We start from the raw sequence: 17,344 nt of genomic DNA, 5'->3' as shown, positions 1-17,344 counted from the left end.
GCTTACGGGAACGGGTGGGGGTGCGGGTTGGCATCGGACGGCTCCAGCGGCGCGTCCCGGTATCCGAGCCGGTGCGGCACGTCGCGCAGGCGCGGGATGCCGTCGACCCGGCGCTGGTCGTGGCCGAACGTCATCGGCAGCGTCCCGGGGATGATCACCTTGACGCAGGACAGGTCGAACGCGCGGTGCTCGGGCGTCGTCTGGTCGACGACGATCACGTCCAGGCCGGCGTCGAGGTAGCGGCGCGCCAGCTCCCGGAGGTCGTCGCCGAGGTCGGTGTGGCGGAGCGCGGCGGGGCGCCGCATGTCCGCGAACCGGACCGTGTGCGGCGTGCCCACGAGGAAGTCGAGGCGGGAGAACGCCTCGCGCGTGCCGTAGAGGAGGGAGTGGTCGGCCATCTCCCTGACGCGGGAGGGGTCGTCCACCATCGCGCGGGCCCGCTCCCGCTCCGCCGGGTAGCGGCGGACGAGGTCGGGCAGGATCGACCCCAGCTCGCTCAGCGCGTTCTCCACGGCCGACTCGGGATCGAGGTGCGATCCCGCCGCGCACACCGCCGCCGGACGGTCGTCCCGGGACGAGGGGTCGACGGCCATGACCCACGCGCAGGGGATGCCCTGTTCGAGCGTGGTGTCGAACGCCATGACGTCGTATCCGGTCTCCGCGCGGATCGCCTCCGCGATGAGCGGGACGGTGGGTCCGCGCGCCGAACCGAGGTCGATGCGCGGGACGGGCATGCGCGCGTACCAGGTCATCAGGAACGCGTCGCGCTCGGCGACCTCCAGGACGCCGTGCAGGATCGCCTCCTCACGGCATCCGCCGAGCGCGCACCCGTTGGAGATCTCGTAGACGAACCGGCCCTTCCCGGAGGCGTGCACGCGGTAGTAGGCGTAGGTCTCCGGCACGAGGATCGGAGCGTCCCGCCGGAACGAATATCCCCACACCCAGTCGTATCGGCGATCGGGGTCGAACGGCTCGTAGCCGGGCGGCTGCCGCTCGGGCGGGTAGAGACCCAGCTCCACCGGGTCCAACGCGCGGTCGCGGAGTTCGGTGTGGCTGCCGCGGACGGCGGTCCGCCTGCCGCCGGGGAACATGCCGCCGTGCCGTTCCAGCGCTTCGAGGATCGCGACGAGCTCGCTGCTCTCGTAGCTGCGGGTGCGGCCGTAGCCGCCCTCGGTCGCGCCGTCCCGCAGGCCCATCCACGCGGCGGCGATCACCGATCCGGCGTCGCTGTCGCGGGCCAGCAGCCGGATCAGCCCGCACTCGGCGTCCACGTAGGTCGCGGCGAGCGCGTCCCGGTGCGCGGCCAGGTCCCGGACGCGGTAGCGGCCGGGCGCGAGCTTGCGCCTGGGCCGCGGCACGATCCGGGCCGCGTCCTCGGTGTCGTCGTCCAGGCCGCCGCACACCGGGCACATCGGGTCGGGCAGGAACGCGTGCCTGGTCACCTCCAGCGTCCGCAGGTCGAGGTAGAGCAGCGCGTCGGACGTCCGCGCGCGGCCCCGCGCCGACCGGTCGATCTCGTCGGCGACCAGCGCGGCGACGGTGTCGGCGGCGAGGCCGGTGAGCCACGCCGACGGCCTGCCGCCCAGCTCGTCCCGGTGGTCGGCGAGGACGGTGTCGTGCGCGCGGGAGTGCAGCCGGTTGGCGCGCCGCCGCTGCTCCGCGCAGTCGGCGCAGCCGGGTTCACCGGGGCGTTCGAACGGGCCGATCACCACGCGTCCCAGCTCGGCGCGGACCGGGATCCAGGGGATGTTCCGTTCCCGGCTCAGGGAGCGCGCCCGGGGATGGTCGGCGGTGCTCCAGGTGTCGGCCGCGCTGACGACCACCGAGGCGCCGCCTGGGCCGGTCACGCGCGTGTCGCGCGCGACGGCGTCCGCGAGCGTGCCCGCGCCGAGCAGCAGCACGTCAGGCATCGGCCATCACCACGTGGACCGTGTAGGGCATCACGGCGCTCACCTCCGGGTCGTGGTCGAGGGGGACGACGACGGGCTCGTGCCCGCGCGCGGCCAGCGCGGCGACGACCGTGTCGAGATCGCATCGGCCCGCCGGAGCCGGCCGGAGCGCGCCGTCCGCGGGCAGGGCCGGGACGGGCGGCGGGGCGTAGTCGGGCTGCCCGTGCAGGCGCGACTGGTGGTCGAGGATCGCGGCGCCCAGGGCGTCGCGCAGCGCGCCCGCCATCGACAGGCCGCTCGCGCAGCCCCGCGCCGAGGCGCCGATCTGGCAGTGCACCGTCGGCGCCGGGAAGTCGCCGCCGAGCCGGTGGAGGGTGACGTCCTCGCCCAGCGCGTCCAGGATCGTCAGGTAGCGCGAGGTGACCGGGTCGCGCGGGACGTCCGCCACGTCGACGCGCGGGGCGTCGCCGGGCGCCGCGTCGAGCGCCAGCCGCCGGACGCAGGCGAGGACGCCCGCCGTCACCGCGTCCCGCCGCGAGTACGCCGAGACGATCTCCGGCGGGACGGCGAACGGCACGTCCGCCGACCGCAGCGCGGGGAACGCCCTCGCCACCCGGACGAACCGCTCCCGCCCGCTCGCCAGCGCCCGCCCCGGCACGTACACCTCGCGCCAGGCGCCGTCGCGGAGCAGGGCGAGGGCGTGGAACGGGTCGTCCTCGCCGGGGAAGGCGGGCTCGCCGTCGGGACCGGTGAGCCGGCGCGGGTCGATCATGAGCGAGCCGTAGGCGGAGAACGCGGCGAGCGCGGCGGCGAGGCGGGCGGCGGCGAAGCCGAGGCCGGCGCCGGTGGCGCGCGCCGGGCGGGCGCCGGGCCCGAGCAGCCCGACCGGGTCGGACACCTCCATCTCGCACACGTGCAGGGGAAGCTGGACGAAGTCGCGTTCCGTGGGCGGCCCGAAGACACCGACGTGGTCGTCGACGAGGCGGGCGGCCCGGCGGGAGAAGTCGTCCTCGTCCAGGCGGGCGTCGCCGTTCTCGGTCGGCGGCGGCGAGGTGGAGTCGAAGGGGTGCGGGACCACCGTGTGCGTCCGGCGGGCCAGCGTGCGCGGATCCAGCCGCGTGACGGTGCCCGGCTCCGGCCGTCCGACGCCGGTCAGCGACCGGAACACCTGGTGCATGAGCTGCGCGGAGGCGACCCGGCCCGGCACGCCGTCCCACGCGGCGGGTGCGGCGGGCCCGGGGCGGCGGGCCGCGCGGCGCAGCTCGATCGAGGTGGCGCCCGGCCCGTCGCCGACGCGCGGGCCCGTCGCGGCGCACCACAGCGAGCCGTCCAGGACGAGGCCCAGCACCAGGTCGGCGCCCGCCTCGGCGCAGGCCCGCTCCATCTCGGCGGCGGACGGCCCGCCGAGGTGCACGACGAGCCCGGCGCCCTCGACCGGCCCGCCCTCCACCACGCGGACGGACGCGATGCCCGACCGGCGCGCGGCGTCGGCCATGGCGGCGGCGGAGTCTCCCGCGCCGACGATCAGGACCCGCTCGTCCTGGTAGGCCCGGAACGCCCGCTCGGCCCGTTCCCGCGTGTCGTGGAAGTAGCCGAGGAAGGAGACCTCGTCGCGCCGCCCGTGCACGGCGTCATCGGCGGGCTCCCCGTCCCGCTCCGGGACCTGTTTGATCGCCCCCCTGCGCACCAGCGCGGCCAGCAGCCCCCGCACCATCTCGCGCCGCTCGCCGGACAGGTTCTCCGTCAGCTCCGCCAGTGAATGGCGGCCGTTCAGATAGGGCGCCAGCCTGACCAGCAGAGGATGGACGGACGAGCCTCCGAAAATGACCGGCCCGTCGTGCGTCAGCATGTAGAGGCCGTCGCCGGAACGGGTGTAGTAGACGTCGGGACGCAGCAGCAGCGCCCCGGAATCCCGCGCCTCGCTCATGGCTTCTCCGTGTGGGTGGAGGCGGGACGGCTGCCGAGCATGAACTCGCCGACGGCGCCCTCCTCGGTGAACCCGGTGCCGGTCACCGCGTTGAACGTCCGGGAGTCGCCGCCGCCGAGCCCGCACGGCGCCAGCCCCATGGCGGTCGCGACGAGGTACATCGTCTGGTAGAGCACGCCGACGTGCTTGAGGATCAGCGAGTACGGCATCTGCTCGTAGGCGCGCATCAGCCGGCCGAAGCGGGCGGTCACGACGATGAGCACCTGCGGGGCCGCGCGGACGAGCGTCCCCTGCCGCGCCGTGGCGAGCAGCCGGGCGGTCTCCGCGCCCGGCTCCCGGACGCGCCGCAGCACGTGGTCGTGGCCGTCGTAGTGGTAGGCGCCCGCGTCCAGCCCGGACGCCAGCCGCACGACCGGATACAGCTCCAACTCGTACGCGGACCCGCCCGACGGATAGGGCCGTCCGGTGAGATGCCCGCCGTTCTCGGATGAGACCGTACGGATCCGCGCGCACCGGTAGAGGAATTCGCCGAGTTCCTCCAGCGTGATCGGTGCGGCGTCGTCATGGACGCGCACCGACCGCCGATCCTCGACCACCGCGCTCAGCGTCGGATCGCCGTGCCGGAGTTCGGCCAGATCGGGGCGGTAGAGCGGAATCGGCTCTCCCGGATAGGGCTCGCGCCGGAACGGCGGCTCCTCGTAGACGCCGTCCGCCCAGCGGGTCCGGCCGTAACCGCCCCCGAGACGGTCGCGGTCGCCCAGGCGGCTGCGCCGGTGGAACCACAGCTCGTGGACGCTCCACTGGCGGAGTCGCGCCTCGTCCTCGTCCTCGTCGCCGGTCACGGCCAACCCCGTCCGCAGCAGGTCGCGCTCCAACCGCCGCGCGGCGGGGCCGCCCGCCCCGACCCCGCCCACGACCCCGAACAGCGCGGGATCGTGCAGGTGGACGCGGCCCCACGACAGCGGGGACTCGACGACCAGGTGCCCGTCCTCCCGGTGGACGACCGCGAACCGCGACAGCACGGCCTTTCCGCCGGGCTCCGCGTACGCGATCGCCTCGGGGCGGCCGGTGGGCTGCACCGCGTACAGCGGCACGCCGTCCCGCAGGACCTCGGTCGTCAGCCACCCGCCCTCCCGCAGCCTCCCGACGAGTTCGGCCTCACGGCCGTCCGCCGCGTCGGCGGCGCCGGTGACAAGGCGCTTCAGCAGTTCGCTTTTCCAGGGTTCGGCGGGGCCGAAGTCCTCGAAGCGGGAGCCGATCACGAGCCGGAGCCGCCCGTCGCGGGCGATCGCGCTGTAGACCCCGGCGACGAGCGCCAGCCGTTCGGTGAGCACACCCGGGGACTCGGGCGAGCCGATCATCTCCGCACCTCCCCGACCGGGGTGCGGGCCAGTTCCGCGACCGAGACGCCGAGCGCGTCCTCGACCGCGCGGGCCGCCATGTCGCAGAGCAGGAACCGTTCGACGGGCTTCACGCCGAGCCGGGTCAGGTGGAGATAGGTGCAGTTCAGCATCAGCTTGTAGCCGAGGAACCAGTCGGCCGCCTTGACCTGCTCGTTCCACACGTCGCTGCCGAACAGCTCGCGGTGGAAGGGGCTGACCCGGGTCAGGTCGGTGATGCCCAGGGAGTCGGCGCCGGGCGGCGGTCCGTCGTCGGAGAGCAGGCCGTCCGCGACGGCGCGGTCGCGCAACGGCAGAAGGGTGTCGACCCATTCGCGGACGTGCGGGACGTGCCCTCCCCCGCCGTCGAGCGCGGAGGCCACCGCCCGCACGCGGCCGGTCAGCGCCGCCGCGTTCCGCCGGTAGTGCTCGTCCCACCCGGACGAGAGCCCCCGCCCCTCGGGAAAGCCGTGCAGGAACGCGTCGGAATGCGAGCGGTAGGAGATCGCCCCGCGCGCGAGCCCGACGCCCGACAGCGTGTGCGCGGTCGCGACCATCAGGTCGAACGCGGCCGCGAGCCGCTGCCGTCCGGCCGCGACGGCCTCGGTCATCGCGAAGGCGAGGCCGCTCGTGCCGGAGTAGAAGTCGGCCTTCAGCGCGTCGATGTCGAAGGTGCCGGTGAACCGGATCGTGTTGTCCCACCGCCAGGGCAGCAGGTCCTCGGTCTCCGACTCCAGCTCGGCCAGCCGCCGGTGCATCGGAAGGTGCTCCTCCGGCACGAGCCGCCGCGTGGACGGGCATTCCAGCAAGAACCCGCCCACCGACTCGGTGACGGCGGGTCGCACGACGGTCTCCAGCGCGTCCCGCTCGCACCGGACGCAGATCCGCACGTGCGGTCCGTGAATCCAGTGCCGGAGGAAGAACGCGGCCTCGACATCTCCCGCGAAACGCTGGAACGCGGGCCTGATCCCGTCGAGGATCAGCGCCTCCTTGTCGTCGGCGTAGTAGTAGATCCGGAAGCCGTACCACCGCATCGCCTCAGCTCCCCTTCTCGGTGATGGACTCCAGCGCCGCGACGGCGAGCCGCCGCAGCCCGATCTCCGCCGGGAGGTCGACGGCCAGCCGGTTGCAGACCAGGTGCGCGCAGATGTCGACGACGGTCAGCACGGACAGGTCGGCGACGACGCGTCCCGGCCCCTCCCACCCCGACGGGGGCGGGCGGAGCGCGCCGCGGTCCAGCTCCTCCTGGAGCGCGCCGCGCAGCGTCCGCACCGACCGCAGCCACTCGACCAGCAGCCCCTTCCCCGGGTGATCGGGATCGAGGGTCGTCAGCGCCCGCATCCGGCGCGCGACCGCGACGCCCTTGTCCAGCCGCTCGGCGTCCGGCTCCGGCGGCGGAGCGAGCGGAGCCGCCGGATCCTCGCGGCGCGGCGCCGAGCTGATCCACCCCACCAGCCGCGCGGGATCGGTCTCGCAGGTCAGCCAGGCGAGCAGCAGCGTCGCGAACGCGGCCGTGGAGCGCTCCCCGGCCGAGGCGCCCGACACGAGCAGCCGCATCGCCAGCTCGCTCGAATCGGTGAAATGCCGCTCGACGGCCTCGATGGCCGCGCCGTACCCGTAGCGGTCGTGCTCCCGCCGGTACGGGACGGGGACGACGGTGTCATTCGGCTGAAGGGTCGCGAATCCCGGCTCGACCTCCTCCCAGGAGGCGAGCATCTCGGCCGTCCGCGCGTATTCGTCCTCGCCCATCGACGGCTCGGACGGGTGGTCGCGCAGATACGCGCCGACATGCTTGGTGAAAGCCTGCTCGATCTCCTCCGGCGGTGTTCCCGCCGAGGGCAGCGCACGCAGCCGGACGTGCGGCCCGCCGTCCCAGTAGCGCAGGAAGAACCACCCGGCGATCCGGCCGCCGTCGGTCAGCTCCCGGGCCAGCGGCGCGACCGCCTCCCTCAGCAGCCGGTCCTGGTCGCCCTGGTGGAAGGCGTGCAGGCTGACCCAGCCGTGCTCGCTTGCGTGCTCGCTCATCTCACGCCACCCCGCCGGAGATCTCGACCAGGAACTCCGACACGAAGCCCCCGGCCGCACCGGCCGCGGTCGGCTCCGGCAGCGCCTCCTCGAACACGATCACCGGTCCCGGCGTCTTCAGCATCCGTTCGAAGACGGCGACGAGATGCCAGATGGCGAAGTCGATGTAGACGGGCTTCCGCGATTTGTCGAGCACCCATTTTCCCCAGTTGTTGTCTTCGGCGTCGTCCTGCCAGAGGCCGTCCGCCCACATGCGCACATAGCAGCGGCCGGGAATCCCGTTCGCGCGCAGCCAGCCGACCAGCCTCACCAGGTGATCGGCGTCGGACTCGGCCTTGCGGCGCGCCGGGACGAGGCCGGTCGGGACGCTCCACCGCGCCCGCCGCAGCACGACCCGTCCCGCCTCCACGCGGGGCGCGGCGACGATCGAGGTCGGCGGCTCCCAGTCGGGCGCCAGCGGGGAGAAGCTCGGATGCAGGTAGTAGCTCGCCCCGAAAGCCCAGGTCAGGAAGCGCGCGACGGGCGGCAGCAGGACGTCGGCCATCATCCCGAGGTGCAGCGGGACGACCCGCTCCCCCAGCCGCCGCGACACGAGGTCCGCCAGCCCGGTGCGCGGGTCGTGCACCATGTCCAGGTCGCCCAGGGGCAGCCGCTCGGGCGCGGGCCGCGCGGAGACGGTGTGCGGATAGTCGATCTCGTACGCGGTCCCGGGGGCGCGGGCGTTCAGCGCGGACGCGAACGTCCCGCCCAGTTCCGCGAACACCGTGCCGGGCGGCGCGTCGAAGGGACGCTCCGGCGGAACCGTGCCGCCCGCGAATCCGGTGAGCCGCCGGATGCGGCTGCGCCCGCGCCCGTACCCGGCGTGCGCGACGTTCAGCGTGATCAGGTCTCCGGCCCTCTGCACGTAGCAGCCCATCGAGACCGGCGCGCCGATCCACTCCGGGGAGCGCGCGGCGAGGGCGCGCAGCCGTGCGACCGGGGCGCGGACGACGCCGTCCGCGTCGGCGGGGACGAGCACCGCGCGGCGCGCCGCGTCGCGGATCCGGCCCAGCTCGCGCAGCCGCTCCAGCGGGCTGCCCGCGAGCGCCGCGTCCCCCGCCATCGGCGACGCGCGCAGGAACCGCACCAGTTCCCGCGCCGCGCCGGGCGCTCCGTCACCCCGGTTCATCTCCTCGTGGACGGCGCGGAACAACTCCAGGAACGGCACCCGCGCGCCCGCGCCGAACCGCTCCCCGCAGAACGCGCCGAGCGCGAGCCGCAGCGGCAGCGCCGGGTCGAAGACCGCCAGCCAGTGCCGGACGGCGTCCAGGTCGTCCAGCAGGGGCCGCCAGCCCTCCACCGAGCATTCGGCGGGCACGTCGCCGAAGACCGCGTTCTCATGGAAGACCGACTTGCTGAGCCCGGTGACCGGGAACGGCAGCCCGAGCCGCTCGACCAGCGCGGACGCCGCGTCCCGCAGCCGGTCCTGGCGGGCGCGGTGGCCCTCGACGTCCTCGACCGGGACGGGCGGCACCACCTCGCGGCGCAGCCGTTCGAGCAGCGGGACGACGTCGGCCGTCTCCTCGCCGCCGCGCGCCGCCCACGCCGACAGCTCGCGCAGCGGGTCGGCGGCCTGGTCGGCGACCGGCGGGTCGAGGATCAGCAGCCCGGCCTCCACCAGCGCGGCGAGGAACCCCTCCACCCGCTCGCGGTTCCGCCCGCCGGGGGCCAGCACGTCCGCCAGCGCGGCGAGGGTGCCGGGCGGCCCGGCCGCGAGGAGCCGCAGGCACGCGCGGACGGCGGGCGTCTCCGGCAGCGTCACGATCGGCTCGCGCGGCGGCGGACCGGGGAAGGAGACCCGGCCGTCCGCGACGACCGCGCCCGGGTTGGCGCGCACGGTGAGCGTGGCGCGCAGCGCGGGCACCTCGCACAGCGCGCGGACGATGCTCCGCAACAGGAACCCGTCCAGCTCGACGACCCCGTGGACGGGCTGCTCGGCGAACTCCTCCCGCTCGCCCCACACCGCGAGGCCGCTGATCGTGAAGGTGCTGTAGGGGCTGGTCTTGGCCGCCGCCCGCGCGACGTACTTCACGAGCCGCGCCATCGTCTGCGGGCGCGGGCGCCTCCTCGGGTCGTCCAGCCACTTGGCCAGCTCCCCGTACAGGGCCGGGCTGGCCTGCGACAGCGCGCGGCGCAGGCACGGGTCGGAGGCGACGCCGCGCAGCACCTGCTCCCGCTCGGCGACCTCGGCGGCGAGGACGCCGGGCAGCCGCGCGGCGAGCCGGTCGGCCTCGTCGAACCGCGCCAGCCACTCCCGGACGCGGCGCGCCGCCTCCGGCCCGAGCGCGCCCTCGACCTCCGCGTTCCACTCCTCCGGCCGCGGCCGCCGCGACCGGAACACCGCCCGGCGCAGCCCGACCAGCCGGGGCTTCGGGCCGCCGTCCCCCACCGCGCCGATCTCGGCGAACAGGACGTCCGACAGCGCCGCGCCCTCGGCCGCCAGCCACGCGCGCAGCCGCGCCAGCTCGCGGGCGCACCCGTGGGCCTTCTCCGTGCGCAGCACGTCCAGGGCGGCGGCGGGCAGCCCCGCGCGCCGCAGCACCAGGGGCGCGTCGGCCCGCGCGCCGCCGTCGAGGGTGATCCCGCCGGATACCGTGCCGAGGTTCTCGCTCATGGCCCCTCCTGCCCGAGGCCGTGCCGCCGGCGCGAGGCCGGCGGCACGGCGGTGAAGGTTCGTCAGCTGCAGCAGCTGCACGTGGCGCTGCACGAGCAGAAGGGCAGCGAGGCCCCGTGCTCGGGCATGCCGTGACCGGCCGTCAGCGACTCGATGGTGAGCCCGCTCTCGGCGAGGTCGAACACGTCCATCGGTACGTCCTGGAGATCGAAATCGAGCTCCTCAGGAGCGTTCATGGGATTCTCCTTTCTTTCGTCTTCGTGGGCTGGAAGACCTTCCGGGACGAAACGTAAACGGCGGGGAGGCCCGCCGACAGTGGCGGCGCGGAATTGCGGAACAACTCCGACGAAGGTGAAAGCCCGGCTACGACCACCGCGTACACCCGGGGTCGTAGCCGACTGCGCCCCGGTCGCGTGCCCCTTGCGGGAAAATGGCGGGAAAGAACATCATGGCGGCGATGAAGATTCGCGACGACGCCCGCGGAGGCGGACAATGAAAAGCGCACTCGGCCGCCTCTCCTCCCAGCCCGACGGCTTCGCCGAGCGGTGGCCCGACGAGCCGCGGGTGCACCACGGCGACCCGGCGGAGGCGGCGCGGCTGCTGAGCGTCGGCGACCTCGACCGGGTCATCGCCGACCAGGGCCTGCCCGCGTCCTCGGTCACGATGGCCAAGGACAACGTCATGGCGAGGCCCGGCAGCCTCACCGCGCCCGAGCTGGCCGCCTTCCCCGGCACCGCCGGGGCCGTGGACGCGCGCCGCGTCGGCGAGCGGCTCCGCTCGGGGCACACGCTGCTGGTGATGGGCCTGCACCGCACCTGGCGCCCGCTGAGCGAGTTCTGCCGGCTGCTGACCGCCGAACTCGGCCACCCCCTGTACGCGCACGCCTTCCTCACACCGCCGGGCAACCAGGGCTTCGCCCACCACTGGGACACCGAGGCCGTCTTCATCCTCCAGACCACCGGCCACAAGACCTGGGAACTGCACGAGCCGGTGCTGGCCGACCCGCTTCCCCGGCACCGCTGGGGGCGTACTCCCGTCCCGCCGAAGGAGCGGGAGCGGTTCGAGAAGGGCGAGCCCTTCCTGCGCGTGCGGCTCGCGCCCGGCGACGCGCTGTGGATTCCGCGCGGCTGGGTCCACAACGGCTACGCCGAGGACGACACGAGCCTCCACATCAGTCTCGGAATCCTCCAGCTCACCCGGCACTGGGTCATCGAGAGATTGCTCGACCTGGCCGCGGGCGACCCGCGGTTCCGGGCCGCGCTGCCGCCGGCGCTGAACGAGCGCGGCATCGACGAGGCGGCCGCCGAGGCCGCGCGGTGCTTCGCCGCGTGGCTGTCCGACCTCGACCTCGACCGCGCCGCCCCGGCGCTGCGCGCCGAGCAGTTGCGCGCCCAGGGCGGCCCGCGCAGGGCGTCGGTGACCGCGGCCGTGCGCGCACCCGGGGAGGAGGGCGCGGTCGCCGCCGTGCCCGGGGCGGTGCTCGCGACGGGCAAGGGCGACGGCGGCCTCGTCCTGCACCTCGGCGACCACGACGTCCAGGTCCCGGACGCGTTCGCGGGGACGGTCGAGGCGCTGCTCGGCGGCGCGCGCCTGGAGCCCGGCGAGCTGCCCGCGCCGCTCGTCGGGGAGCTGCTCAGGGAGGGCGTCGTCGCGCCCGCCGGGTGACGCTACTCGCGCAGGATGCCGTCGCGGCGCGCCTCCCGGTAGAGGTCGACCCGCGTCGGCGCCTCGCGTCCGGCCCTGGCGTACTTCTCCCTGGCCCGCTCCAGGTACTGCTTCACGGTGTGCTCGCTGATCCCCATCTGGCGCGCGACCCCGGCGCGGGTGAGGCCGCCCAGCCACAGCCGCATCGTCCGCAGCTCCTGGTCGGAGAACCTCGGCTGCGCGAGCCCCGACGCGAGCCCCGACCCGAGCTCGGACGCGCCGAGCATCGCGGCGGCCTGCGTCGGCGAGGTGTAGGACTCGCCCGCCGCCACCGCGAGGATCGCCTCGATGAGGTGCCGCCGCCCCTCGCTGGTCTCCTTGGTGATGTAGGCGCGGGCGCCCGCCAGCTCCGCCCGGTAGATGATCTCGGGCTCGGAGTGCTGGGAGAACACCACGATCCGGCGCCCGCGCGCGGCCAGCTCCGCGATCTGGTCGAGTACCAGAGCGCCGTCGATGCGCAGGTCGATGACCAGCACGTCGGCCTTCGCGGCCGGTCCGCAGTCGACGTCGTCCAGGTGGGTCGCGGTGTAGATGATCTCGACGCGGCGGAGCGGGTCCTCGGAGACCCAGGTCTGGATCCCGGAGAGCACCACGTCCTGGTCGTCGATGACGGCGATGGTCACGTCCGGTGCCACGAAACCTCCACCCACAGCAGTTCTCCGTCGTGGTCGCTGGTGACGGTGACGTCGCCCCGCACCTCGAACCGGGGGACCGCCGCGTCGGTGCCCGCCAGCACCGACACGCTGACCCGGTCGGCGCCCTCGGGGACGATGGTGACGCGGGCGTGGCCGCGCGCCTTCGCCAGCACGGCCAGCGGGACCTCGGCAATCGCGGACGCCGTCCGCTCGTCGATCCCCATCCCGGTCAGCTCGCCCACCCTGACGACGTCGACGACCACCCCCCGCCGCATGACCTCGTCGATCCCCGGACGCAGCGCCTGGAGCAGCGGGTCGGGGATGTCCTCGTGCTCGGCGAGCAGCTGCCGCAGCATCGCCTCGGCGGTCGCGCACCGGCCCCGCACGGCGGGCTCGGCCGGATCGACCACGCCGGCGGCGAGGTCGCGCAGAATGGGCGCGATCAGCCGCCGCACCTCCTGGTAGCGGTCCTGGCGCGCCCGCGCGACCTCGTTGATCACGGCCTCGCGGCTCGCCATCCGCCAGCGCGCCGCCGCCGCGGTCGCCGCCATGCCGCCGCTGTAGCGGAACACCCGCGCCCCGGCGATCATCGCGAGCTGGATGCTCCCCGAGGCGTACAGCAGCGTCACGAACCCGGCGACGCTGTGCCGGTCGCAGGTGCCGGTGGCCAGCAGCACGGCGAGGACGGTCCCGCCGTTGGCCGCCTGGAACGCCACGATCCTGCTCACCGGCCGGTGCAGCAGGAGCAGCACGCCGATCAGCCCGGTCGTCGCCCACCCCCAGTTCACCTTCAGCAGCTGGCCGCCGGGGCAGTTGACCGCCATCGCCAGGCCGCTGGCGAGGGCGACCGCGACCATCGGGCCGATGACGGCCGGGCCGTCCTTGCCGCGCAGCAGCGCGACCGCGCCGACGACGATGACCAGCAGTTGCAGCCCCCACACCGCCACGCCCACCGCCGGGGAGCGGTACTCGCCGAGGTAGACCAGCAGCGCGGCGCCCGCCGCCCCCAGATGCCACAGCGCGACCGTGATGACGGTCGCCACGTCGAACGCGCGGTGGAAGCCGGCCGCGAACGGGGCCGCCGCCACGGTGTCGCCGCCCGCCGAGCCGTGGTCGGCGGCGTCCGCGCCGTGGTCGCCGCCGTTCGCGCCGTTGACCGCGCCGTTGGCCGCGAGTCGGGCGAATATCGCCATCTCAGCCATGGGGCCACCGCAACGTGACGACGGTTCCCCCGCCCGGACGGGAATCCACCAGGCCCGTACCGCCCACCATCAGCATGCGCTCCCGGATCGACCCCCGGATGCCGTGCCGCCCGCCCGGGACGAGCGACGGGTCGAACCCGCGCCCCCGGTCGGCGACCGTGACCGTCATGACCCCGCCCGCCCGCACCTCGGCGCGCACCTCGGCCCGCGCGACGCCGGAATGGCAGGCGACGTTGCGCAGCGCCTCCCGCGCCGCGCCGGTGAGCGCCACCGCGACCGGCTCGGGCACCATGAGCGGCACGCCGCCGGTGGTGATGTCCGCCGCGACGAGCGAGGCCATCTCCACCGCCAGGCCCTCCAGCCGCTCGCCGAGGTCGACCGGTGGCGGCTCGCCGGTCAGGGGGGATACCGAGAACTCCTCCAGGACGTCCAGCGCGGCCTGCGCGTTGCGTGACAGCACCGGCGATCCGCCCTGGACGGCGCCCGAGGCGACCATGACCAGCGTGGCGAGCACCGAGTCGTGCATCTCCGAGCGGTGGTGGCGCTCGTCGGCCCGGCGCGCCGCCTCGACCATCGCCTGCCGCCGCTCCCGGTCGCGTTCGGCGACGATCGCGTCGGCCCGTCCGCCGCCCCGGCGCAGCAGCCACATCAGCGCGTTGACCACGACGGTCTGCACGAACAGGATCCGGACCTGGCTCGTCTCCGTCGGGACGCCGGTCATGTACGCGGCGGTGACGGCCATCGCCATCGCCAGCCCCGCGGGCTGCGACAGCGCGAGTTGCGCCACGTAGATCGAGGTGCTGGCCAGCATGATCGCCCAGGTGGTCTCGTCGACCACCGCGTCCACGGCCACGAGCCTGTCCTGGACGAGCAGCACCAGCGACACCGCGAACGTGTCGGCGGCCACCAGCCCGAACGTCAACCCCCGCCCGACGGCCCGCGCGGCGAAGAACACCGCCCACGCCGCCAGCCCGCCGAGCACCCACGCCTGCCAGACGCGCGAGACCCCGGCGCCCTCGCCGATCACCGCCGCGATGATCGCCGCGAGCACCCCGCCGCAGCGCAGCGAGATCGTGAACCGCAGCACCGTGCGCGTCAGCGCGTAGTCCGACGGCCCCGGCCTCGCCCTCGGCCGTTCACCGGCACCCGGCCCGACACGCCATGTAACCATCAGCCACGTCCGAACGATCGTCCTGATACCTACGCAGTAGGCCCACGGGGGGCATACGCAGTATGCCTCCTCGATGCGCGGTCTACGCGTCGATCATCGAACAAATGGCCACAATTGGCACCCGAGGTCCCGGTGATAAAACCCCTGCCGAACCGTCCGCAACGGCCTCAGCCGGACTGGAGGGCGCAGGAGTCCAGGTAGGGGCCGAGTTCGCGGGCGACGGTCCGCAGCGGGCGGACGTCCCGCTCGGCCCGCGCCATCAGGATCGCGCCCTCCAGCGAGCCGACCATCAGCGTCGCGAGCCCGGCCGCCCGCCGGGCCGGGACGCCCATCGCGGCCAGCTCGCGCGCGATCGGGCGGCGCCAGGCCGCGAACGCCTCGGCGGACGCGGCGCGCGTGGAGGCGACCGAGTCCGCGCAGTCGACGGTCGCCGCCGCGACCGGACACCCCCGCTCGAAGCCCGCCGAGGTGAACTCCTCGACCCACTGCCCGACCATCGCCGCGAACAGCCGGGACGGCGTCGGGCGCGGCATCGCGGCCACGAACCGGGCGACGCGCTCGCTCGCGTAGCGCCCGGCCCACTCCACGGCCTCGTTCACGAGCTGCTCCTTGCCGCCCGGGAAGTAGTGCTGGAGCGACCCGCGCGGCGCGCCCGCGTGGACGGCGACGTCGCGCAGGCCCGTCGCGGTCACCCCGTCGCGGCGGATGAGCTGCGCGGCGCTGAACACCATGCGCTCGCGCGGCCCCCGCTCCCGCTCCGCCATGGCCGCCCCCGCCCGAGAAGAAAGTTCTGAAGGCTATTGCCGCCTTCACCTGGGCCATTATCATGACCGTTGTCATAACTCGCAAGGAGGCGGTCCGGATGGGCGTCGATCCCGCCGAGCGCGTGGGCTTCATCGGGCTGGGCGTCATGGGCAGCCCATGGCCCTCAACCTCGCCCGCGCCGGAACCCCGCTGACCGTGTGGAACCGCACCCCCGCCAGGTGCGAGCCGCTGCGCGCGGCCGGAGCGGAGGTCGCGGCGGGCCCCGCCGAGGTGTTCCGGCGGGCGCGCGTGGTGTTCCTCATGCTGGCGAACGGGCCCGCGATCGACTCCGTCCTCGGACGCGGCGCCCCGGAGTTCGCCGCGAACGTCTCCGGCCGCGTCACCGTCCACATGGGGACGACGTCGCCGGAGTACTCGCGGGGCCTGGAGGCCGAGATCCACGCGGCGGGCGGCGCGTACGCGGAGGCGCCGGTCTCCGGCTCGCGCGGCCCCGCCGAGGAGGGGCGGCTCGTCGCGATGCTGGCGGGCGACCCGGCCGCCGTCGCCGCGACCCGCCCGCTGCTGCCGCCGATGTGCCACGAGACCCATCCGTGCGGGCCCGTCCCGAACGCGCTGCTCATGAAGCTGTCGGTCAACATCTTCCTGATCACGATGGTCACCGGGCTCGCCGAGTCGTTCCACTTCGCCGCGCGGCACGGGCTGGACGAGCGGCGGCTGCTGGACGTCCTGGACGCGGGCCCGATGGCGAGCACGGTGTCGCGCGCGAAGGGCGGCAAGCTGCTCGCCCGCGACTTCGGCGTCCAGGCGTCCATCGCCAACGTCCTGGACAACAACCGCCTCATCGCCGAGGCCGCCCGCGCCTCCGGCGTCGCCTCGCCGCTGCTGGACGTCTGCCACGCCCTCTACCGCGAGACGCTCGCCCTCGGGCACGGCCGCTCGGACATGGCGGCCGTCCTGCACGCGCTCGAATCCCGGACCTCCCTCACCGGACCGTGAAACCGGCGCGGCCTGTTACACCGTTCCCGACTCCCCGGCATCCCGGCCGTGTCATGTTTGGTCTCCCACATTTCATGTGACGGGTGGGAGGTTGCCGTGGCCGGCGACGACTCGTTCCTCTGGCACGCCGCGGAAAATGATCTGATGACCGGGATCGACATGTCGATCCCGCATTCGGCGCGAATCTGGAACTACTGGATGGACGGCAAGGACAACTATCCCGTCGACCGGGAGGCCGGCGACCGCTTCTCCGCGATCTATCCGGGAATCATCGACATGGCGCGGTCGTCCCGGTACTTCATCATGCGCGTCGTCCGCCACCTCGCCGCCGGGGGCGCGCGACAGTTCCTCGATGTCGGAGGGGGACTGCCGAGCCACGACAACACCCACGAGGTCGCGCAGCGCGTCGCGCCCGACGCGCGGGTCGTCTACGTCGACAACGACCCGCTCGTCCTCGCGCACGCGCACGCCCTGCTGACGGGTCCGGACGCGGGCGGCACCGACTACTTCGACGGCGATCTCAACGACCCGGAGCGGCTCCTCGCCAAGGCCCGCACGCGCCTCGACTTCACCCGTCCGGTGGCGCTCATGCTGATGAACGTGCTCGGCCACATCCCCATCACCGAAGACGACGGGCGGGCGCTGTCGATCGTCGCGGCGCTCAAGGACGCCCTGCCGCCCGGCAGCCACCTCGCGCTCCACGACGGCACCGACACCGACCGCGCCCACGTCCAGGCGTGGCGCCTTTACAACCGGGGCGGATCGGCGCCCTATCATCTGCGCGGCCCCGAGCGACTGCGCCGTTTCCTGGACGGGTTCCAGCTGCTTTCTCCCGGGTTCGTCCCGATCCCGCAATGGCGGCCCGACCCGAGCCCGTTCCGGACGCCCGGGCGGTGCGCGGCGTGGGGCGGCGTCGCGAGAAAGCCGATCACGGCGACCGGCGGCGCCCCTGGGAAGGCGGTCATTTGACCGCGCCCTGACCCAATTCTAATCTCGCT

General features: G+C 74.4%; 14 protein-coding genes. 3 read left to right on the top strand and 11 right to left on the bottom strand.

Annotated elements, in window-relative coordinates:
* Positions 1-2 precede the first annotated feature (2 nt).
* The 7 genes from KLI87_RS07000 to KLI87_RS06970 form a co-directional block, all read right to left on the bottom strand.
* Positions 3-1,910: a TOMM precursor leader peptide-binding protein gene (locus tag KLI87_RS07000; protein WP_214616264.1), complete on the bottom strand. Its 1,908-nt coding sequence runs from the start codon at positions 1,908-1,910 to the stop codon at positions 3-5.
* Positions 1,903-3,816: a hypothetical protein gene (locus tag KLI87_RS06995; protein ID WP_214616263.1), complete on the bottom strand. Its 1,914-nt coding sequence runs from the start codon at positions 3,814-3,816 to the stop codon at positions 1,903-1,905. Before KLI87_RS06995 ends, KLI87_RS07000 begins: the two co-directional genes overlap by 8 nt.
* Positions 3,813-5,177: a SagB family peptide dehydrogenase gene (locus KLI87_RS06990; RefSeq protein WP_214616262.1), complete on the bottom strand. Its 1,365-nt coding sequence runs from the start codon at positions 5,175-5,177 to the stop codon at positions 3,813-3,815. The genes KLI87_RS06995 and KLI87_RS06990 overlap by 4 nt, the downstream gene beginning before the upstream one ends.
* On the bottom strand, positions 5,174-6,229 hold the full coding sequence (locus KLI87_RS06985) for a thiopeptide maturation pyridine synthase (protein WP_156214266.1): 1,056 nt from the start codon (positions 6,227-6,229) through the stop codon (positions 5,174-5,176). Before KLI87_RS06985 ends, KLI87_RS06990 begins: the two co-directional genes overlap by 4 nt.
* Before the next feature lie 4 nt (positions 6,230-6,233).
* The gene (locus KLI87_RS06980) at positions 6,234-7,220 is read right to left on the bottom strand and encodes a lantibiotic dehydratase C-terminal domain-containing protein (protein WP_214616261.1); all 987 of its coding nucleotides are present in this window, start codon (positions 7,218-7,220) and stop codon (positions 6,234-6,236) included.
* Position 7,221: 1 nt separating this feature from the next.
* The gene (locus tag KLI87_RS06975; RefSeq protein ID WP_214616260.1) at positions 7,222-9,873 is read right to left on the bottom strand and encodes a lantibiotic dehydratase; all 2,652 of its coding nucleotides are present in this window, start codon (positions 9,871-9,873) and stop codon (positions 7,222-7,224) included.
* A gap of 62 nt (positions 9,874-9,935) precedes the next feature.
* Complete coding sequence (locus KLI87_RS06970) at positions 9,936-10,109, bottom strand: thiomuracin/GE37468 family thiazolyl RiPP peptide (RefSeq protein ID WP_156214269.1); 174 nt, start codon at positions 10,107-10,109, stop codon at positions 9,936-9,938.
* A 256-nt stretch (positions 10,110-10,365) separates the two neighbouring features.
* Between KLI87_RS06970 and KLI87_RS06965 the strand changes: the two genes are divergently transcribed.
* Complete coding sequence (locus tag KLI87_RS06965; RefSeq protein ID WP_214616259.1) at positions 10,366-11,538, top strand: cupin domain-containing protein; 1,173 nt, start codon at positions 10,366-10,368, stop codon at positions 11,536-11,538.
* Positions 11,539-11,540: 2 nt separating this feature from the next.
* On the opposite strand, the gene KLI87_RS41435 is transcribed toward KLI87_RS06965, so the two are convergent.
* The 4 genes from KLI87_RS41435 to KLI87_RS06945 form a co-directional block, all read right to left on the bottom strand.
* A complete protein-coding gene (locus KLI87_RS41435; protein ID WP_214616258.1) occupies positions 11,541-12,212 on the bottom strand; it encodes a response regulator transcription factor in 672 nt (223 codons plus the stop codon).
* Positions 12,197-13,414, bottom strand: a complete 1,218-nt coding sequence (locus KLI87_RS06955) for a hypothetical protein (protein ID WP_214616257.1) — start codon at positions 13,412-13,414, stop codon at positions 12,197-12,199. The genes KLI87_RS41435 and KLI87_RS06955 overlap by 16 nt, the downstream gene beginning before the upstream one ends.
* Positions 13,407-14,585 carry a sensor histidine kinase gene (locus KLI87_RS06950; RefSeq protein ID WP_214616256.1) on the bottom strand — a complete coding sequence of 393 codons (1,179 nt, stop codon included), beginning with the start codon at positions 14,583-14,585 and terminating at the stop codon, positions 13,407-13,409. Before KLI87_RS06950 ends, KLI87_RS06955 begins: the two co-directional genes overlap by 8 nt.
* A 167-nt stretch (positions 14,586-14,752) precedes the next feature.
* Positions 14,753-15,349: a TetR/AcrR family transcriptional regulator gene (locus KLI87_RS06945; RefSeq protein WP_214616255.1), complete on the bottom strand. Its 597-nt coding sequence runs from the start codon at positions 15,347-15,349 to the stop codon at positions 14,753-14,755.
* Positions 15,350-15,506: 157 nt separating this feature from the next.
* On the opposite strand from KLI87_RS06945, the gene KLI87_RS06940 reads away from it, so the two are divergent.
* On the top strand, positions 15,507-16,346 hold the full coding sequence (locus tag KLI87_RS06940) for an NAD(P)-dependent oxidoreductase (protein ID WP_250903492.1): 840 nt from the start codon (positions 15,507-15,509) through the stop codon (positions 16,344-16,346).
* A gap of 144 nt (positions 16,347-16,490) precedes the next feature.
* On the top strand, positions 16,491-17,315 hold the full coding sequence (locus KLI87_RS06935; RefSeq protein ID WP_214616253.1) for an SAM-dependent methyltransferase: 825 nt from the start codon (positions 16,491-16,493) through the stop codon (positions 17,313-17,315).
* The last annotated feature ends 29 nt before the right edge of the window (positions 17,316-17,344 follow it).

It is taken from the genome of Actinomadura sp. NEAU-AAG7 (genome assembly GCF_018603865.1).
Lineage (GTDB): Bacteria > Actinomycetota > Actinomycetes > Streptosporangiales > Streptosporangiaceae > Spirillospora > Spirillospora litoris.
Note: the sequence above shows the minus strand (reverse complement) of the source record. Positions and strands in the feature narration are given on the sequence as shown.